Source organism: Halomonas sp. NO4 (assembly GCF_010994375.1).
GTDB lineage: Bacteria > Pseudomonadota > Gammaproteobacteria > Pseudomonadales > Halomonadaceae > Halomonas.
The window spans coordinates 58,042-75,846 of sequence record NZ_WHMA01000009.1 but is presented as its reverse complement, the minus strand read 5'-3'; the positions used below and the strand labels follow the sequence as shown (position 1 = coordinate 75,846).

Annotated in this window: 14 protein-coding genes; 8 read left to right on the top strand and 6 right to left on the bottom strand. The window is 69.4% G+C overall.

The window, feature by feature from the left end:
* The first annotated feature begins 86 nt into the window (after positions 1-86).
* Both FEF15_RS09115 and FEF15_RS09110 read left to right on the top strand, forming a co-directional pair.
* On the top strand, positions 87-1,124 hold the full coding sequence (locus tag FEF15_RS09115; RefSeq protein ID WP_163558844.1) for an efflux RND transporter periplasmic adaptor subunit: 1,038 nt from the start codon (positions 87-89) through the stop codon (positions 1,122-1,124).
* On the top strand, positions 1,121-4,129 hold the full coding sequence (locus FEF15_RS09110; RefSeq protein WP_163558843.1) for an efflux RND transporter permease subunit: 3,009 nt from the start codon (positions 1,121-1,123) through the stop codon (positions 4,127-4,129). Before FEF15_RS09115 ends, FEF15_RS09110 begins: the two co-directional genes overlap by 4 nt.
* Here FEF15_RS09110 and FEF15_RS09105 read toward each other — a convergent pair.
* Positions 4,126-4,575, bottom strand: a complete 450-nt coding sequence (locus FEF15_RS09105) for an NUDIX domain-containing protein (protein ID WP_163558842.1) — start codon at positions 4,573-4,575, stop codon at positions 4,126-4,128. The genes FEF15_RS09110 and FEF15_RS09105 overlap by 4 nt on opposite strands.
* Entirely contained in the window at positions 4,572-5,165 is a 594-nt protein-coding gene (locus tag FEF15_RS09100) for a pseudouridine synthase (protein ID WP_163558841.1), read from the bottom strand. The genes FEF15_RS09105 and FEF15_RS09100 overlap by 4 nt, the downstream gene beginning before the upstream one ends.
* 118 nt (positions 5,166-5,283) lie before the next feature.
* Here FEF15_RS09100 and icd point away from each other — a divergent pair, with 118 nt between their 5' ends.
* The 3 genes from icd (at position 5,284) to clpA (ending at position 9,521) form a co-directional block, all read left to right on the top strand.
* Entirely contained in the window at positions 5,284-6,540 is a 1,257-nt protein-coding gene (gene icd / locus FEF15_RS09095) for an NADP-dependent isocitrate dehydrogenase (RefSeq protein ID WP_163558840.1), read from the top strand.
* A 236-nt stretch (positions 6,541-6,776) separates the two neighbouring features.
* Positions 6,777-7,106 carry an ATP-dependent Clp protease adapter ClpS gene (gene clpS / locus FEF15_RS09090; RefSeq protein WP_163558919.1) on the top strand — a complete coding sequence of 110 codons (330 nt, stop codon included), beginning with the start codon at positions 6,777-6,779 and terminating at the stop codon, positions 7,104-7,106.
* Positions 7,107-7,244: 138 nt separating this feature from the next.
* Positions 7,245-9,521 carry an ATP-dependent Clp protease ATP-binding subunit ClpA gene (clpA, locus tag FEF15_RS09085; protein WP_163558839.1) on the top strand — a complete coding sequence of 759 codons (2,277 nt, stop codon included), beginning with the start codon at positions 7,245-7,247 and terminating at the stop codon, positions 9,519-9,521.
* 126 nt (positions 9,522-9,647) lie between these two features.
* On the opposite strand, the gene infA is transcribed toward clpA, so the two are convergent.
* The 3 genes from infA to aat form a co-directional block, all read right to left on the bottom strand.
* On the bottom strand, positions 9,648-9,866 hold the full coding sequence (gene infA / locus FEF15_RS09080) for a translation initiation factor IF-1 (protein ID WP_010627817.1): 219 nt from the start codon (positions 9,864-9,866) through the stop codon (positions 9,648-9,650).
* Between the two features lie 158 nt (positions 9,867-10,024).
* On the bottom strand, positions 10,025-10,765 hold the full coding sequence (locus FEF15_RS09075; protein ID WP_163558838.1) for an arginyltransferase: 741 nt from the start codon (positions 10,763-10,765) through the stop codon (positions 10,025-10,027).
* A gap of 12 nt (positions 10,766-10,777) precedes the next feature.
* Positions 10,778-11,521, bottom strand: coding sequence for a leucyl/phenylalanyl-tRNA--protein transferase (aat, locus tag FEF15_RS09070; RefSeq protein ID WP_163558837.1), 744 nt, complete (start codon positions 11,519-11,521; stop codon positions 10,778-10,780).
* A 180-nt stretch (positions 11,522-11,701) separates the two neighbouring features.
* Between aat and FEF15_RS09065 the strand changes: the two genes are divergently transcribed.
* The gene (locus FEF15_RS09065) at positions 11,702-14,824 is read left to right on the top strand and encodes a DNA translocase FtsK (RefSeq protein WP_240454122.1); all 3,123 of its coding nucleotides are present in this window, start codon (positions 11,702-11,704) and stop codon (positions 14,822-14,824) included.
* A 135-nt stretch (positions 14,825-14,959) separates the two neighbouring features.
* Complete coding sequence (gene lolA / locus FEF15_RS09060; RefSeq protein WP_163558917.1) at positions 14,960-15,589, top strand: outer membrane lipoprotein chaperone LolA; 630 nt, start codon at positions 14,960-14,962, stop codon at positions 15,587-15,589.
* A 37-nt stretch (positions 15,590-15,626) separates the two neighbouring features.
* Here lolA and FEF15_RS09055 read toward each other — a convergent pair whose 3' ends face one another.
* Positions 15,627-16,964, bottom strand: coding sequence for a replication-associated recombination protein A (locus FEF15_RS09055; RefSeq protein WP_163558836.1), 1,338 nt, complete (start codon positions 16,962-16,964; stop codon positions 15,627-15,629).
* 246 nt (positions 16,965-17,210) lie between these two features.
* Here FEF15_RS09055 and FEF15_RS09050 point away from each other — a divergent pair, with 246 nt between their 5' ends.
* On the top strand, positions 17,211-17,756 hold the full coding sequence (locus FEF15_RS09050) for a hemerythrin domain-containing protein (protein WP_163558916.1): 546 nt from the start codon (positions 17,211-17,213) through the stop codon (positions 17,754-17,756).
* Positions 17,757-17,805: the final 49 nt, after the last annotated feature.

Below are 17,805 nucleotides of genomic sequence, written 5' to 3'. Positions count from 1 at the left end.
TGAGCGGATAATTGACTGGTCGGCCAGTTCGTTATTGGGAGGCGGCGATGAAGGCGATGAAGCGATGGGCCCTGAGGGCTGCGTTGATGCTGGTAGCTCCTGTGTTGGCGAGCGTCCATGCCGAGCCCGCTCGAGGCGAGCCTGTTGCGCAGGCGCTGCCTGCGGTGCGCAGCGTGGCGGTGCGCCTCTCGGCGGCCGAGGCGCGCTATCGCTTTCCCGGCACGCTGCGCGCCCGCAAGCGAGCGTCGCCGGCCTTCCTGCACGCCGGCGTGCTCCGCGAGCGGCGGGTGGGTCGCGGTCAGCGCGTTGAAGCGGGGGAGCCGTTGGCGCGGCTCCACAACCCGGCCATGGCCCCGGGGCTCGCGGCCGCCGAGGCCCGGGTGCGCGAGCTCGAGGCGCGCCTGCGCCGGCTGGAGCAGGACGTGTCCCGCGTGCGCACGCTGCGCGAGCGCAACCACAGCGCTGAGGATGAGCTGGATCGGCTGGTGGCGGAGCGCGATGCCACCGTTCAGGCCCGCGAGCAGGCCCTGGCCCGGCGCGACGAGGCCGCGGCCCAGCTCGACGAGCTCACTCTGCGCGCGCCCTTCGCCGCCGAGGTGACTGACCTGCTGGTCGAGCCGGGCGAGTTCGTCGCCGCCGGCCAGCCGATCCTGAACCTGGCCGGCCTGGGCGCGCGCGAGGTGGAAATCCGGGTGCCGGCCTCCCTGGCCGAGCGGCTGGCGGTGGGCCAGCCTGCGCAGCTGATGGCGACGTTCGGCGCACAGCGCGTTGCCGGCCAGGTTCGCGACATCGGCGGGGCGGGTGCGAGCATGGCGCCGGTGGTCATTGCCGTCGATGCCGCCACCGCGCCGGCGCTGGGCGAATCGCTCTGGGTGCAGCTGGCCGCGGCGGCACCACCCGCTCTGCAGGTGCCCCTGGCAGCGGTCGTCGACCCGGGCGGCCACGACCCGCACGTGCTGGTGCTGGACGACGATGAACGGGTGCATCGCGTCGCCGTGACACCGGGCCGGCTGGCCCAGGGCTGGGTGGCGGTGTCGTCGCCGTCGCTTTCGGCGGGCAACCGGGTGGTGACGGCCGGCCAGGGGCGCCTCACGGCGGGGGACCGGGTCAAGGTGCTGCCATGACCTGGCTGCTCACCTCGCTGCGCTACCGGCGGTTGATCCTCACCCTGGCGGGGCTGCTGGCGCTGCTCGGCCTGGCGGCCTGGATGGCCATGGACCGCCAGGAGGATCCCTTCTTCCCCTACCGCTTCGGCCAGGTGCTGGTGCCCTATCCCGGCGCCCAGCCGGAGCAGGTCGAGCGGCTGGTGCTCAACCCCCTGGAGGAGGAGCTGGCTCAGGTCGAGCAGATCAACGACATCATCGGCACCGCGCGCCTGGGGGTGGCCCACTTCACCCTCGAGATGCACGAGCACGTCTACGACACCGATGCCGCCTGGGAGCGAGTGCGCATCGCCGTGGAGCGGGCCAGCCGCCGCTTTCCCGAGGGGGTGGGCGAGGCCGACATCAGCGACCGCGATTCGGACGCCCATGGCGTGGTGCTCGCGGTCACCGGCTCCACGGACCTGCTCGAGTTGCGTGAGGCGGCCAAGCGGCTGCGGCGTGATCTTTTCCGGCTCAAGGCGATCGCCCGCATCGACCTGCTCGCCGACCCCGGGCAGCAGGTGGTGATCGGCTGGGACGACACCCTGGCGGAGCGGACCGGCCTCGACGCGCGGGCGCTCGGCGACCAGCTCGCCTCGCGCAACCTCACCTCGCCCGGCGGCAGCCTCAGGGTGGGTGGGCGCTCGCTGGTGCTCGACCCGCAGACCGAGTTCGCCTCGCTCGAGGCCCTCGCCGCCACGCCGATTCGCACCCGGCAGGGGGATCAGGTGCCGCTGGGCGAGCTCACTGACGTGCACCTTGCTCCTCAGGAGCCGCCCACCGCGCGGCTGTGGCACGACGGCCGGCCGGCGGTGGCGCTGGGCGTGGTGCTGGCCAATGACCGTGTCAACGCGGTGCGCGTCGGCGAGCGGCTGCGGGCGCTGGTCGAGGAGCTGCGGCCCGCTTACGCGCCGCTGGCCATCGAGGAGACCTTCTACCAGCCGCGCTGGGTCGAGCGTCGCCTGGACGAGCTGGGCCTGTCGCTGCTGTTGGGCATCACCATTCTGGGTGTACTGCTGTTCCTCGCCATGGGGCCGCGGCTGGGGCTCGCCGTGATGGTGATCGTGCCGCTGGTGACCTTTTCCGCCCTGGCGCTCTACGCCATGGGCGGCGGCGTGCTGCACCAGATCGCCGTGGCCGGCATGGTGGTCGCCCTGGGCATGCTGGTGGACAACGCCATCGTCATGGTGGAGAACATCCAGTGGCACCGCGACCAGGGGCGCTCGGCGGCTCAGGCGGTGACCCGCTCGGTGCGCGAGCTTGCCATGCCGCTGCTGGCGGCGACCGGTACCACCCTGGCGGCGTTCGTTCCGCTGCTGCTCTCCCGCGGCAACACCGCCGACTTCACCCGCGCCATCCCGGTGATGGTGATGCTCACCCTGGCCATGAGCTACGTCTATGCCGTCTTCGTCACCCCGCTGTTCGCCTCCGTCATCCTCAGGCCGCGCCGGGCAGCACGCCGCGAGCGCCTGCCGGCGCTGGGCGCGCGCCTGGGTGGGGCTGCCGTGCGCCGGCCGGCCTGGGTGCTGGTGGGCGCCGCCGTGCTGCTGGCCGGTGCTGTGGCGATGACGCCGCTGCTCAACCACGACTTCTTTCCCGACACCGACCGTAACCAGTTGCTCGTCGATCTCACCTTCCCTGAGGGGACCCACCTCGATGTCACTGCTCACCGGGCCGAGACGCTTGCCGTGGCGCTGCGCGAGCGGCCGGAAGTGCGGGCGGTGCACCGCTTCGCCGGCTTCAGCGGGCCGCGCTTCTACTACAACCTCGTCGAGCAGCCGCGCCAGCCTCACCTGGCGCGGCTGGTGGTGGAGACCGGGAGCCGCGATGATCTGCCGGCGCTGATGGCGTGGCTGCGGGTCGTGTCGCCGGAGCGCCTGCCGGCCGCCGAGGTGGTGGCCAGGCGCCTGGGTCAGGGCCCGCCGCTGGAGGCGCCGGTGGAGATTCGCGTGTTCGCCGAGCAGCGCGCGGCGCTGGCCGCGGCGGCCGGCCGCATCCTGTCCGTGGTGCGCGAGGCCGATGGCGCCCGGGACGCGCGCCATCGGCTGGGCGAGGGACTGGCCACCCTGGCGGTGGTCACCGACGATGCCCGCGCGGCGGAGCACGGCCTCACCCGGGGCGACGTGGCCCGCGCGCTGGCCGGGGCGAGTCGCGGCGTGGAAGTCAGCACCTGGCGCGGCGAGCGCGATCCCGCCCCGCTGCTGGTGCGCGCGCCCGAGGGGGAGCGCTTTCCCACCCAAGGGCTGGAGGGGCTGCGCCTGAGCGGCGCCGACGGCCGTGCGGTGCCCCTCGGCGAGATCGCTGCGCTGGAACTGGGCTGGCGTCCCGCGGTCATCCAGCATCGCGACCTGCAGCGCATGACGACGGTGCTGGCCGAGGTGGCCGAGGGCTGGACCTATGCCGGCGTGCTCGAAGAGGTGCTGCCGCGCCTGGAGGGGCTCGAGCTGCCCGCCGGGGTGAGCTTTCGCGTGGGCGGCGCGGCCGAGTCGGCGGGGGAGGCCAACACGGCGCTCTTCCAGACGCTGCCGATCGGCGCGCTGCTGCTGGTGGTGTGCCTGCTGGCGCAGTTCAACTCCTTCCGCCAGCTGGTCATCGTCCTGGCGACGGTGCCGCTGGCCGTCGTCGGCGTGGTGCCGGGGTTGTGGCTGACCGGTCAGTCGTTCGGCTTTACCGCAATCCTGGGCGTCGTGGCCCTGGTCGGCATCGTGGTCAACAATGCCATCGTGCTGATCGACCTGATGAATACCCATCACCGTCAGGGGCTGGCGGTGGCCGAGGCGGTGATCGCGGCAGTGGCGCGGCGCACGCGGCCGGTACTGCTCACCACGGCGACCACGGTGGCCGGCCTGGTGCCGCTGACGCTGACCCAGTCGACCCTGTGGCCGCCGATGGCCTGGGCGATCATCTCGGGGCTTGTCGCCTCGACGCTGCTGACCCTGCTGGTGATTCCGGCACTCTACCGCCTGTTGATGCGGGGCAAAGCCTAGCGCTCGTGGATCACGTCCATGGGATAGAACTTGGCGGCCAGGGCGTCGCGCACGCGGCGCAGCACCAGGGGGCTGCGCAGCCGGCCGGCGCGCTCCAGCGCCTCCAACTCCTCGAGGGTCAGCCAGTGCACGGCCAGGATGTCCGGGTCGCGGGGCGTGCCGAGGTGGGCCAGCGCCATGCCGAAGAAGCCGTGGCTGTGGAAGGTCTGGCCGCCCGGCGCCTCATAGACGTACATGCCCAGGTAGTCGGTGATGCCGACCTGCCAGGCGGTCTCCTCGCGCAGCTCGCGCAGCGCCGCCTCGCGGATGCGCTCGCCCGGCTCCAGATGGCCGGCGGGCTGGTTGAACACCGTTTCTCCGCCGTCGGGGTGCTCCTCCACCATTAGGAAGCGCCCGGCGCGCTCCACGACGGTGGCCACGGTGACGCGGGGTTGCCAGCGGTTCATTGACGCCTCCTGGCCCGCGGCGAGCGCCGCGGGGCGTGCAGGGCCTCGCGGCGCCACTCGCCGGGGGCCAGGCCGTCGAGGCGCCAGGGGCCGATGGCGGTGCGCACCAGGCGCAGGGTGGGGTGGCCGACCTGGGCCGTCATGCGACGCACTTGGCGATTGCGCCCTTCGGTGAGGGTCAGCTCCAGCCAGGTGGTCTCGGGGTGGCGCCGGGGGTTGACCGGCGGGTCGCGCTCGGGCAACTCGGGCGCCTCGAGCCGGCGCACCCTCGCCGGCCGGGTGGGGCCGTCCTTGAGGGTGACGCCATTGCGCAGCGCGGCGAGGGCGGCCTCGTCCGGGGTGCCCTCCACCTGCACGCGGTAGGTCTTGGGTTGCTTGTGACGCGGATCGCTGATGCGGTGGATCAGCGCCCCGTCATCGGTGAGCAGCAGGAGGCCCTCCGAGTCGTAATCGAGCCGGCCGGCAGCGTAGATGCCCGGCACGTTGATGGCGTCGGCCAGGGTCGCACGGCGCGCCTCCTCCCCGGCGCGACGGTCGGTGAACTGGGAGAGCATGCGGTAGGGCTTGTGCAACAAGTAGAGGGCGCTCATTCGACCAAGGTCTTGCTACCATGGATTGTCGACAAATCTGATTCCAAGCCTACTCCGATCGGCGCGGTGAATGCTATACTCCGCGCTCCACTGAACAGACCAGACAGGGGAGTTCTCAATGGGGTTCCAGAAAATCGTCGTCCCTGAAGGCGGCCAGAAGATCACCGTCAACGCCGACAACACCCTGAACGTGCCGAACGAGCCGATCATACCGTTCATCGAGGGTGACGGCATCGGTGTCGATGTGACGCCCGCCATGAAGATCGCCATCGACGCGGCCGTGCAGAAGGCCTACAACGGCGAGCGCAAGATCCACTGGATGGAGATCTACGCCGGCGAGAAGGCCACCCAGGTCTACGATTCCGACACCTGGCTGCCCGAGGAGACCCTGGAGGCCGTCAAGGACTACGTCGTCTCCATCAAGGGCCCGCTGACCACCCCGGTGGGCGGCGGCATCCGCTCCCTGAACGTGGCCCTGCGCCAGAAGCTCGACCTCTACGTCTGTCAGCGTCCGGTGCGCTGGTTCGAAGGCGTGCCGAGCCCGGTCAAGAAGCCCGCCGACGTGGACATGGTCATCTTCCGCGAGAACTCCGAGGACATCTACGCCGGTATCGAGTGGAAGGCCGGCACTCCGGAAGCCGAGAAGGTGATCAAGTTCCTGCGCGAGGAGATGGGTGTCCAGAACATCCGCTTCCCCGAGAACTGCGGCATCGGCGTCAAGCCGGTCTCAGTGGAAGGCACCAAGCGTCTGGTGCGCCAGGCCCTGCAGTACGCCGTGGACAACGACCGCGCGTCGGTGACCCTGGTGCACAAGGGTAACATCATGAAGTTCACCGAGGGCTCCTTCAAGGATTGGGGCTATGAGCTGGCCAAGGAGGAGTTCGGTGCCGAGCTGCTCGACGGCGGCCCCTGGATGACCTTCAAGAACCCCAACACCGGCAAGGAGATCGTGGTCAAGGACGTCATCGCCGACGCCATGCTGCAGCAGATCCTGCTGCGTCCGGCCGAGTACGACGTCATCGCCACCCTGAACCTCAACGGCGACTACCTCTCCGATGCCCTGGCCGCGGAAGTGGGCGGTATCGGCATCGCCCCGGGCGCCAACCTCTCCGACGCCGTGGCCATGTTCGAGGCGACCCACGGCACCGCGCCGAAGTATGCCGGCCAGGACAAGGTCAACCCCGGCTCGCTGATCCTCTCCGCCGAGATGATGCTGCGTCACATGGGCTGGATCGAGGCAGCCGACCTGGTGCTCAAGGGCATGGAGAAGGCCATTGCCAAGGGCGAGGTGACCTACGACTTCCACCGCGTGATGGAGAAGGCGGTGCTGCTCAAGTGCTCCGAGTTCGGCCAGGCCGTCGCCGACAACATGTAACGGGCGACGTCCAGGCACGGGGCCCCTGTTCGCCGCCAGGCGGGCAGGGGCCCTTGCGTTGGAGCCTGCCGCCACGACGGCAGGCGAGGACACGAATCGGTGAACCCTGCCGGCGACGCGGCGTCAAAACGCTCTGGAGGCGCCCGGTGGTTTCCGGCTTGTCGAGATGGTGTGTGGCTCTTATGTTCAAGACAGATGATCTCTGCGGGTGGGTGTTGGCCGGTCCTGTCGCCGGCATGACGCAGCGCCCGCGACCCGAGGAGGACGACGACAGCGACCTGGCCGTGCAGTCCTCGGATCCCGAGCTGGCCCGCCCGCCGATGTACAAGGTGGTGTTGCACAACGACGACTTCACCCCCATGGAGTTCGTGGTGGAGGTGCTCCAGACCTTCTTCCACATGGACAGCGAGACCGCGGTGCAGGTCATGTTGACGGTTCACACCCGCGGCAAGGCCACCTGTGGAATCTTTACCCGCGACATCGCGGAAACCAAAAGCCATCAAGTCAATCAATATGCGAGAGAGTGTCAGCATCCGCTGCTCTGCGATACCGAGGCAGCGGACTGACGGCTGGCATGGTCAGACGGGATGTGAAAGGCGTCGTTGAGTGCCCGACTTGCAACGGTCGCGTTTGTGCCCGATGTTGATTGATGCCGGACTGTGAAAGATCCGACGCAAGCCCTAGGCGGCGAGAAGGGGACTGCCATGCTGAGCAAAGAACTTGAACTGACCCTGAACACGGCCTTTACCGTGGCGCGTTCGAAGCGGCACGAGTTCATGACCGTGGAACACCTGCTGCTGGCTCTGCTCGACAACGCCTCCGCGGCGGATGTGCTCAGGGCCTGTGGGGCCAACCTCGACAAGCTGCGGTCCGACCTGCAGGACTTCATCAACTCCACCACGCCGCTGATCCCCGAGGATCAGGGCGATCGCGAGACCCAGCCGACGCTGGGCTTCCAGCGCGTGCTGCAGCGCGCCGTCTTCCACGTGCAGTCCTCCGGCAAGAGCGAGGTGACCGGAGCCAACGTGCTGGTGGCCATCTTCTCCGAGCAGGAGAGCCAGGCGGTCTACTTCCTCAAGCAGCAGAACGTGGCGCGCGTCGATGCGGTCAACTACATCGCCCACGGTATCTCCAAGGTGGCCGGCCACGGTCAGAACCAGGCCTCGCCCTCCCAGGAGTCCGAGGAGGCCGAGGAAGGCAGTGCCGAGACCAGCGCCAACCCGCTGACCGGCTACGCCACCAACCTCAACGAGCAGGCGCGGCTGGGCAAGATCGACCCGCTGATCGGCCGCGACCACGAGCTCGAGCGGGTGATCCAGATCCTCGCCCGGCGGCGCAAGAACAACCCGCTGCTGGTCGGCGAGGCCGGCGTGGGCAAGACCGCCATCGCCGAGGGCCTGGCCAAGCGCGTGGTCGAGGAGGACGTCCCCGAGGTGATCGGCGACGCTGTTGTCTACGCCCTCGACATGGGTGCGTTGCTCGCCGGCACCAAGTACCGCGGCGACTTCGAGAAGCGCCTGAAGAGCCTGCTGGCCGAGTTGCGCAAGCAGCCCAACTCCATCCTCTTCATCGACGAGATCCACACCGTGATCGGCGCCGGCGCCGCGTCCGGCGGGGTGATGGACGCCTCGAACCTGCTCAAGCCGTTGCTCTCCTCTGGTGATCTGCGCTGCATCGGCTCCACCACCTTTCAGGAGTTCCGTGGCATCTTCGAGAAGGACCGGGCGCTTGCGCGGCGTTTCCAGAAGGTGGACGTCATGGCGCCCTCGGTGGAGGACACCATTCGCATCCTCAAGGGGCTGCGTTCGCGCTTCGAGGAGCACCATCAGCTCAAGTACACCGATGGGGCCTTGGAGAGCGCGGCGCGCCTGGCGGATCGCTACATCAACGACCGCCACCTGCCCGACAAGGCGATCGACGTGATCGACGAGGCCGGCGCCCACCAGCGGCTGCTGCCGCCGGAGGTGCGCGTCGACACCATCGACGTCGACCAGGTCGAAGCGGTGGTGGCTTCCATCGCGCGCATTCCGCCGAAGAGCGTCTCCAGCTCCGACCGCAAGCTGCTCGAGAACCTCGACCGCGACCTCAAGATGCTGGTGTTCGGTCAGGAGGAGGCCATCGACAGCCTGGCCGCCGCCATCAAGCTCTCCCGTGCCGGGCTCAAGTCGCCCGACAAGCCGGTGGGCAGCTTCCTCTTCTCCGGCCCCACCGGGGTGGGCAAGACCGAGGTGGCTCGTCAGCTGGCGCACATCATGGGCATCGAGCTGGTTCGCTTCGACATGTCGGAGTACATGGAACGCCACACCGTGTCGCGGCTGATCGGTGCGCCCCCCGGCTACGTCGGCTACGATCAGGGTGGGTTGCTCACCGAGGCGATCACCAAGCAGCCGCACTGCGTGCTGCTGCTCGACGAGGTCGAGAAGGCGCACCCGGAAGTCTTCAACCTGCTGCTGCAGGTCATGGACCATGGCCGCCTGACCGACAACAACGGCCGCGAGGCGGACTTCCGCCACGTCATCCTGATCATGACGTCCAATGCCGGCGCCGAGCAGCAGGCCCGTCGCTCGATCGGCTTCCAGACCCAGGATCACTCCACCGACGCCCTGGAGGTCATCCGCAAGACCTTCTCGCCGGAGTTCCGTAACCGCCTGGACGGCATCATCCAGTTCCATTCCCTGCCCACCGAGGTGGTGCGCAGCGTGGTGGACAAGTTCCTGGTGGAACTGCAGGCCCAGCTCGACGAGAAGCGCGTCCAGCTCGACGTGGACGAGGCAGCCCGCAGCTGGCTGGCCGAGAAGGGCTACGATCCCGACATGGGGGCTCGCCCCATGGCACGTCTGATCCAGGAGAAGCTCAAGAAGCCCCTGGCCGAGCTGATCCTGTTCGGCGAGCTGGCCGAGCACGGCGGGGTGGTTCACGTCAGCGTGGAGGACGACGAGCTGCACCTGGCCACCGAGTCGGAGCTGGCCGACGCGCCCTGATCGCCGTCGCAACGATGGCACGCACAGCGCCCTGTCTACGGACGGGGCGTTGTCGTGTCAGGGCTGGAGACGTCGGGGCCTGTTCCGGGCGCGACGCTCGACGCAGCGAGGCGGGGGAGCGTGGGCTCAGCGCGAGCGGTAGACGATGCGACCCTTGGTGAGGTCGTAGGGCGTGAGTTCGACCTTGACCTTGTCGCCGGTGAGGATACGGATGTAGTTCTTGCGCATCTTGCCCGAGATATGGGCGGTCACGACGTGGCCGTTTTCCAGCTCGACGCGGAAGGTGGTGTTGGGAAGGGTATCGACGACGACGCCTTCCATTTCGATATGGTCTTCACGTGCCATATAGGCGATTCCTCGCTGATGGTGTCTGGATTGACGTGGCGGCGGAGGCCGGTGGCAGGTGCGCACAACGACTCCCCGTGCCAGACAGGATAGCGCGATATTGTGCCGCAAGCCGGTCGTCAAGGCAAAGCCACGCGCCCCCGGCGGAAAGGCCGTGCTCAGCCGGCAGTCAGGAGGCGTCGCCAGTGGCGGCCGTCGAGCACTTCCAGGGGCTGGTAAGCCTCCTTGTAGGCCATCTTGCGGCATTCGCGGATCCAGTAGCCCAGGTAGAGGTGGGGCAGCCCCAGGTGCTGGGCATAGGCCACCAGGCTGAGGACCGCAAAAGTGCCCAGTGAGCGGCGGTTCCAGGTCGGGTCGGGGTCGAAGAAGGTGTAGATCGCCGAGAGGCCGTGGTCGAGGCGGTCGAAGGCGGTCACGCCGAGCAGTTGGTGCCCCAGGCGAAACTCCATCAGGCGGGCGTAGGGCTCGTCCAGGGTCAGGAAGGTGCGATACTGCTCGTGGCTCGGGGGGTACATGTCGCCGTCGGCATGGCGCGTGCGGATGTAACGATCGTAGAGCGCGTAGTGCTCGGGGTCGTAGAGCGCCGGGCGCACCTGCCAGCGGAGATCGGCATTGCGGCGCCGTACGCGGCGCTGGCTGCGGCTGGGCGCGAAGTCGGCCACCGGAATGCGCACCGAGAGACAGGCGCTGCAGCCCTCGCAGTGGGGGCGATAGAGGTGGCGTCCGCTGCGACGGAAGCCGAGCAGGGCCAGGGCGTCGTAGACGCCCTCGCTGTGGGACTCCTGAGGATCGAGAAAGAGGGTGGTGGCCTCGCGTCCCTCCAGGTAGCTGCAGGCGTGAGGCACCGTCAGGAAGAAGCGCAGGTCGCGCACCGGCTGGTGGGGCGCATTGCTGCTCACGGCGACCGCCTCCTATGTGAGTGCATGATGTGCTGACGGGCGCACGGCGTTGTCTGGCAGCGGCCAGGCGGGCAGCGGATAGCCGCTGCGCCGCGGCGCCGGGGTTTTCAGGCACTCTTCAAGATAGCCGATGAACGCCTCACGGGCGATGTCCCGCGCGCCGAGCCGCGCCAGGTGGTCGGTGTGCATCTGGCAGTCGATCAGGCGCCCGTCGCCGGCCTGCATGGCGTTCGCCAGATGGACCAGGGCCACCTTGGAGGCGTCGCGCTCGCCGGAGAACATCGACTCGCCGAAGAAGGCGCCGCCCATGGCCACGCCGTAGAGCCCGCCCACCAGGCGCTCACCCCGCCACACCTCCACCGAGCGGGCGAAGCCCATGGCGTGCAGGCTGACGTAGGCCTCGCGCATCTCGTCGGTGATCCAGGTCCCCGGCTGGCCGGGTCGCGGGGCGGCACAGGCGGCGATCACTGCTTCGAAGGTGCGGTCGAAGGTGACCGCGAAGCCACCGTTGCGCAGCCGCTTGGCGAGACTGCGTGAGACGCGCAGCGCCTCGGGAAAGAGCACCATGCGCGGGTCGGGGCTCCACCACAGGATCGGCTGGTCGTCGCCATACCAGGGGAAGATGCCGCGCCGGTAGGCCGCCAGCAGCCACTCCGGGGTCAGGTCGCCGCCGGCGGCGAGCAGGCCGTCGGGGTCACGCAGTGCCTGGGTGACGGGCGGGAACCGGACCGGGAACGGGGGCAGCCAGGGCAGCATGAACAGGGCGTCTCCGCGCGAATGAACACTCAGTGTGACGGTGCTGCCCGGGCAGCTCAAGCACCGTGGCTGCTCCCTGTGCGCTGGCGCGTCGGGCCGGTATGATGAGCCCCGGAGACGAATTCGCACCTTTTCAGGCTTCCAGCAAGGCGTCGCTGCCGCGGCGCGAGGGGGAAACACTTGAGCGTGAAGGAAAAGCGGGCCTCGGCACGGGCCACGGCCGAACAGGCCAGAGCGAGCGCCAAACGGTTCGGGCTGCGCCTGCAGGGGGCGACGCGCGAAGGCGTGGTGATCGTGCTGCTGGCCGCGTGCGTGTTCCTGCTGCTGGCGCTGTTCAGCTACCAGCCGGCGGACCCCGGCTGGTCGCATCGCGGGCCCGAGACCAGCGTGAGCAACTGGATGGGGCCCATCGGTGCCTGGCTGGCCGACGTGCTCTATTCGCTGTTCGGCGCCAGTGCACTCTGGTGGCCCGGGATGCTGGGTTTCGCCGGCTGGTGGCTGGTGCGCTCGCGACAGGTGCGCTTCGAGTGGGATGCCACGGCGCTCGCCGTGCGCCTGGGGGGCCTCGTGCTCTTGCTGCTCGGTACCACCACCCTGGGCGCGCTGCACTTCTACCATCCCGAGAGCCGGTTGCCCTACGCCTCGGGCGGCATTCTCGGCGAAGGGCTGGTGGGCGCGCTGGTGCCCCTGGTGGATACCGGCGGCACTGGCTTGCTGGCGGTGGCCGCCATGCTGTGCGGCTTCCCCCTGTTCAGCGGCCTGTCGTGGCTGAGCGTCATGGATGATCTGGGCCACGGGGCGCTCAGGCTCTGGCGCTGGGTGGCGGTGCCCTTCGGGCTGGCCCGCGAGCGCCGCGCGGCACGCCGCAGCGAGGCCGGCGCCGAGACCGAGGCGGCGGTTGACGAGTCGCAAGAGGAGGCGGCAGAAGCACCGGCCAGTGACGACGAGGCATCCCGCCGCGGCTGGCGGCGCTGGCTCCCCGGGCGGCGTGCCGGAGCCGCGAGCCGCGAGCCGGCGCTGCATGCCGGCGCTCACGATGCCGGCTACGGCGATGACGGCGACACCGAGATTCCCTGGGAGGTGCCCGAGCGCACGCCCTCCGCCAAGCAGCCGGCGGCCGCCTACGCCGTACGGCAGGAGCGGACCGCCGAGGCCGCCGCCGCGGTCGAGCCCCGCGAGCCGGTCATGCCGTCGCTCAGTGCCCGGCGTGACGAGCCCGACCCGGCCGCCGAGGCCATGCCGCTGAGCGCCCGTGAGCCCGAATCCTCGGCCATCGCGGCCGATCCCGGCTCGGCGGCGCCGCTGGAACCGGCCGCGCCGAAGCCGACCGCCCCGAAGCCCGAGGCGGCCTCCCGCCCGGGGCGTGGGGAGCGCCGCGAACCGGGCGTTGGCGACTGGCAACCGACCGAGCCCGACGTGCCGGACAACGAGCCGCGGCTGCGCTGGGACGCGATGGTTGATGAACCCCCGTCGGGGGCTGAGGCATCCGCGCCCGCGCCCCATGCCGGCACGCCCTTTGCCCCGCCGGAGCCGTCCGAGAGCGAGCCGGACACCCCGCCCGAGCCCCAGGGAGCGGGCGACCAGGCGGCCGGGCTACGGACCTGGCGCGAGACCGCCGCCGCCCACGACGGCGCGCCGTCCGAGGCTGTCGGAACGGACAACGATGAGAACAGGGGACGCATGGCCACTGCCGAGCAGGCCCGTACGGCGGCTCATGAGCCGGAAGGGCCGGCGCTGTGGACCGTGGAGCACCTGCAGAGCCAGCGCCCGGTGCTCGACGGCCTGCCGGAGCCCGACGGCAAGCTGCCCAGCCTGCGCCTGCTGACGCCGCCCGAGCCCCACCAGCAGAACTACAGCGAGGCGCAGCTCGCCGAGATGGCCGAGCTGCTGGAGACGCGCCTGCGCGAATACGGCGTCAAGGCCGAGGTGGTGCACACTTGGCCGGGCCCGGTGATCACGCGCTTTGAGATCAAGCCGGCGGCGGGCGTGAAGGTTTCCAAGATCAGCAACCTGGCCAAGGACCTGGCGCGCTCGCTGATGGTCAAGAGCGTGCGCGTGGTGGAGGTGATCCCGGGGCGCCCCACGGTGGGCATCGAGATCCCCAACCCGCACCGGGCGATGATCCGCCTGCGCGAGGTGATCGACTCCGACCGTTACCAGGAGGCCGCCTCGGCGCTCACCCTGGCGCTCGGCCAGGACATCGGCGGCGGCCCGGTAGTGGCCAACCTCGGGAAGATGCCCCACCTGCTGGTGGCCGGCACCACCGGCTCGGGCAAGTCGGTGGGGGTCAACGCCATGCTCATCTCGATGCTGCTCAAGGCCACTCCCGACGAGCTGCGCCTGATCATGGTCGACCCCAAGATGCTCGAGCTCTCCGTCTACGACGGCATCCCGCACCTGCTGGCGCCGGTGGTCACCGACATGAAGGAGGCCGCCAACGGCCTGCGCTGGTGCGTGGCCGAGATGGAGCGGCGCTACAAGCTGATGGCGGCCATGGGGGTGCGCAACATCGCCGGCTTCAACGCCAAGCTCGACGAGGCCGAGCGCGCCGGGGCCCAGGTGGCCGACCCCCTGTGGGAACCGCAGCCCTGGCAGATGCACGAGCATCCGCCGGTGCTCGAGAAACTGCCCTACATCGTGGTGGTGATCGACGAATTCGCCGACATGTTCATGATCGTCGGCAAGAAGGTCGAGGAGCTTATCGCCCGCCTGGCGCAGAAGGCGCGCGCCGCGGGCATCCACCTGATTCTCGCTACCCAGCGGCCGTCGGTGGACGTGGTCACCGGTCTGATCAAGGCCAACATCCCCACCCGCATGGCCTTCCAGGTCTCCTCCAAGGTCGACTCGCGCACCATCCTCGACCAGGGCGGGGCGGAGAACCTGCTCGGCCACGGCGACATGCTCTACCTGCCGGCGGGGGCCGGCCTGCCTACCCGGGTGCACGGCGCCTTCGTCGACGACGACGAGGTGCACCGCGTGGTGGAGGACTGGAAGCGCCGCGGCGAGCCGGAGTACATCGACGAGATCCTCTCCGGCGGGGTCAGCGCGGAGGCGCTCACCGGGCTCGAGGCAGAGGGCGGCGGCGAGGGCGACGACGCCGAGCAGGATGCCCTCTACGACGAGGCGGTGGCCTTCGTCACCGAGAGCCGCCGCGCCTCCATCTCGGCGGTGCAGCGCCGCTTCAAGATCGGCTACAACCGTGCGGCGCGCCTGGTGGAGGCGATGGAGGCGGCCGGCGTGGTCTCCTCCATGGGCACCAACGGGGCTCGCGAGGTGCTGGCGCCGCCGCCGGCAGGCGATTGACGCTGTCTTCGCCGAGCGACAGCGAGCGACAACCGTGCAACCATCCTGCAAGCGTCGGCGGGTATGCAACCCGCCGGCGCCGCGGCAGTCCGAGTGACAGGAATGTCGTGCAACCGTCCAGGGAGACCCATGACGATGACCGTGAAGAAATGCTTTGCCGCGCTGGTTGCCGCCCTTGCCGTGCCGCTGACGGCGCTGGCCAGCGAGGGCGCCGAACGGTTGACCGCCATGCTCGAGCCGCTCGAGTCCTACCAGGCCCGCTTCGAGCAGCTGATCCTCGAAGGCAGCGGCGAGCGGCTGCAGGAGGCTCGCGGCCAGATGTGGTTGTCGCGCCCCGGCAGGTTCCGCTGGGAGGTGGATGCCCCCTACGAACAGGTGGTGGTATCGGATGGCGAGGAGGTCTCCCTCTACGACCCCGATCTGGAGCAGGTCACCGTTCAGGCGCTGGACCAGCGCGTCACCCATACGCCGGCGCTGCTGCTCTCCGGCAGCGCCAGCGAGCTCACCGAGAGCTACGAGGTATCGCGTAGCCAGCAGGGCAGCGCCGAGAGCTTCACTCTGGTACCCAAGGCGCCCGACACCCTCTTCGAGTCGCTGGAGATGACCTTTCGCGGCGAGCAGCTGCGCTTTTTGCGGATGACCGACAGCACCGGCCAGCAGACCGCCATCGAGTTTCTCGACGTGCAGATGAACCCGGCCATCGATGCCGACCGGTTCACGCTCGATGTCCCCGATGGCGTCGACGTGATTCGCCAGACGCAATAGGGCCTTCGGCCAGTAACAAGGTTCAAGGTGGTCAGCGCTACGCGCTGCCTTCGTCCGCCTCGGCGTCGAGCCGCTCGCGCCACGCCATCAGTTCCCCGTAGCGCTTCTCCTGGCCGTACTCCGTGGGCCGGTAGAAGCGCTCGCGCGGCAGTGCCTCCGGCCAGCAGTCGTGGCTCGTGCCGGCCGGGTAGCCGTGGGGCTCGTTGTGAGCGTAGCGGTAGCCCGCGCCGTGGCCCAGGGATTCCATCAGCTGGGTCGGGGCGTTGCGCAGGTAGGTGGGTACCTCCAGGCTCGGCTGGGCGGCCACGAAATCCTTCGCGCGCTTCCAGGCCTGGTCGATGGCGTTGCTCTTGGGTGCCACGGCGAGGTGCAGGGCGGCGTGGGCGATGGCGCGCTGGCCCTCGTAGTCGCCCAGGCGCCGGTAGGCGTCCCAGGCGGCCATGACCAGCGGCAGGGCGCGCGGGTCGGCGTTGCCCACGTCCTCGGAGGCGATGGCGGTCAGGCGGCGCACCACGTCCAGCGGGTCGCCACCGCCCTGGATGAAGCGGGCGATGTAGAGCAGGGCCGCGTCGGGGCGCGAGGAGCGCACCGACTTGTGGATCGCCGAGAGCAGGTCGTAGTAGCGGTCGCCCTGCTTGTCGAAGGCGCTCGCCTGGTGGCCGAGCACGTCGTCCAGCACCTCGCGACGCAACACCTCGCCGCCCTGCGGCGCCGGCTCGGCGAAGTCGCAGGCAGTCTCCAGCAGACCCAGGGCCCGGCGGGCATCGCCGGCAGCGGCGCGAGCCAGCAGGCCAAGCACCTCCTCGTCTACCTGGATCTGCCGCTCGCCCAGGCCACGCTCGCGATCGGTCAGGGCGCGCTGCAGCACCTCGATCAGTTCCGTCTCGTCGAGGGACTTGAGCACGTGCACCCGGGCTCGCGACAGCAGCGCCGAATTGACCTCGAAAGAGGGATTCTCCGTGGTGGCACCGATCAGCGTCAGCAGGCCCGACTCCACGTGGGGCAGCAGGGCGTCCTGCTGGCTCTTGTTGAGGCGGTGGATCTCGTCGAGAAACAGCAGGGTGACTTGCCCCTGGCCCTGGGCTGCACGGGCCCGCTCCACCGCGGCGCGGATCTCCTTGACGCCGGCCATGACCGCCGAGAGGCGCTCCAGGTGGGCGCCCGACTCCTCGGCCAGAATCTCGGCCAGGGTGGTCTTGCCGCTGCCGGGCGGCCCCCACAGGATCATCGAGCGCACCTTGCCCGTCTCCACCATGCGTGACAGCGGCTTGCCCGGCCCTACCAGCGCCTGCTGGCCGACGTAGTCGGCCAGGCGTCGGGGGCGCATCCGGTAGGCCAGGGGGGCGTCGTCGTTTGCCTGCTCGAACAGGTCCATGGGCGTGTCCTCGCGCGGGGTGACTGGAACGGTGTCGGGGCGGACCCCGGGCGTCAAGCGTTGAATGTTGCGTTTCCGCTTTGTCTATATGACATTTGGCGATAGGCGGAGTCGGCGCAAAGGCACTAGCTTGATACAGCGTCCCACATCGGGCCGGGCGAGAACCGGCACTGAACCCGCCCCGCGTTACGTGACTCCAAGATGATATGCCGTCCATCCGCAGGTAGAGGAGGCTTCGACATGCCCATGCTGACCCAGCTGCGCCAGGATCATGCCAACATGGCGCGCATGTTGCACGTCCTTCAGCTCAAGCAGAAGACCCTGTCTGCCGGTGAGCGCCCCAACTTCCAGCTGGTACGGGAGGTGGTCGATTACATTCTCGACTACATGGAGGGGTTCACCCAGCCGCTGGAGCGTGTCCTGGCCGAGCGTCTGCAGGCCAAGGAGCCGGGCTGCCGGGATCTGACGGACCGACTCAGCCAGGATTACCAGGCGCTGCGGCGCCAGCTCAAGCGGCTCTCCAACGATCTCGACATGATCCTCATGGATGCCGTGGTGCCCATGGATCGCTTCGCCGATGATCTCAGGGCCTACCTCGACGCCCACCGCGCCTACCTGCGGGATGAGCGCGAGCTGCTGTTTCCGCTGATCCGGGAACACTTCGACGATGAGGATCTGGACCGCCTCGCCGAGGCACTGCCGGAGGGTGCCGCGGCCGAGCTGGAACGGCTCCAGCAGGCCTATCCGGAGCTCTATGCCGAACTCAAGGAGGCGCCCGAACCCGCGACCTGAGACGAGCGGCCGATCGTCGGGCTTTGCGTGAAGCGGAGGACTGGTAGAA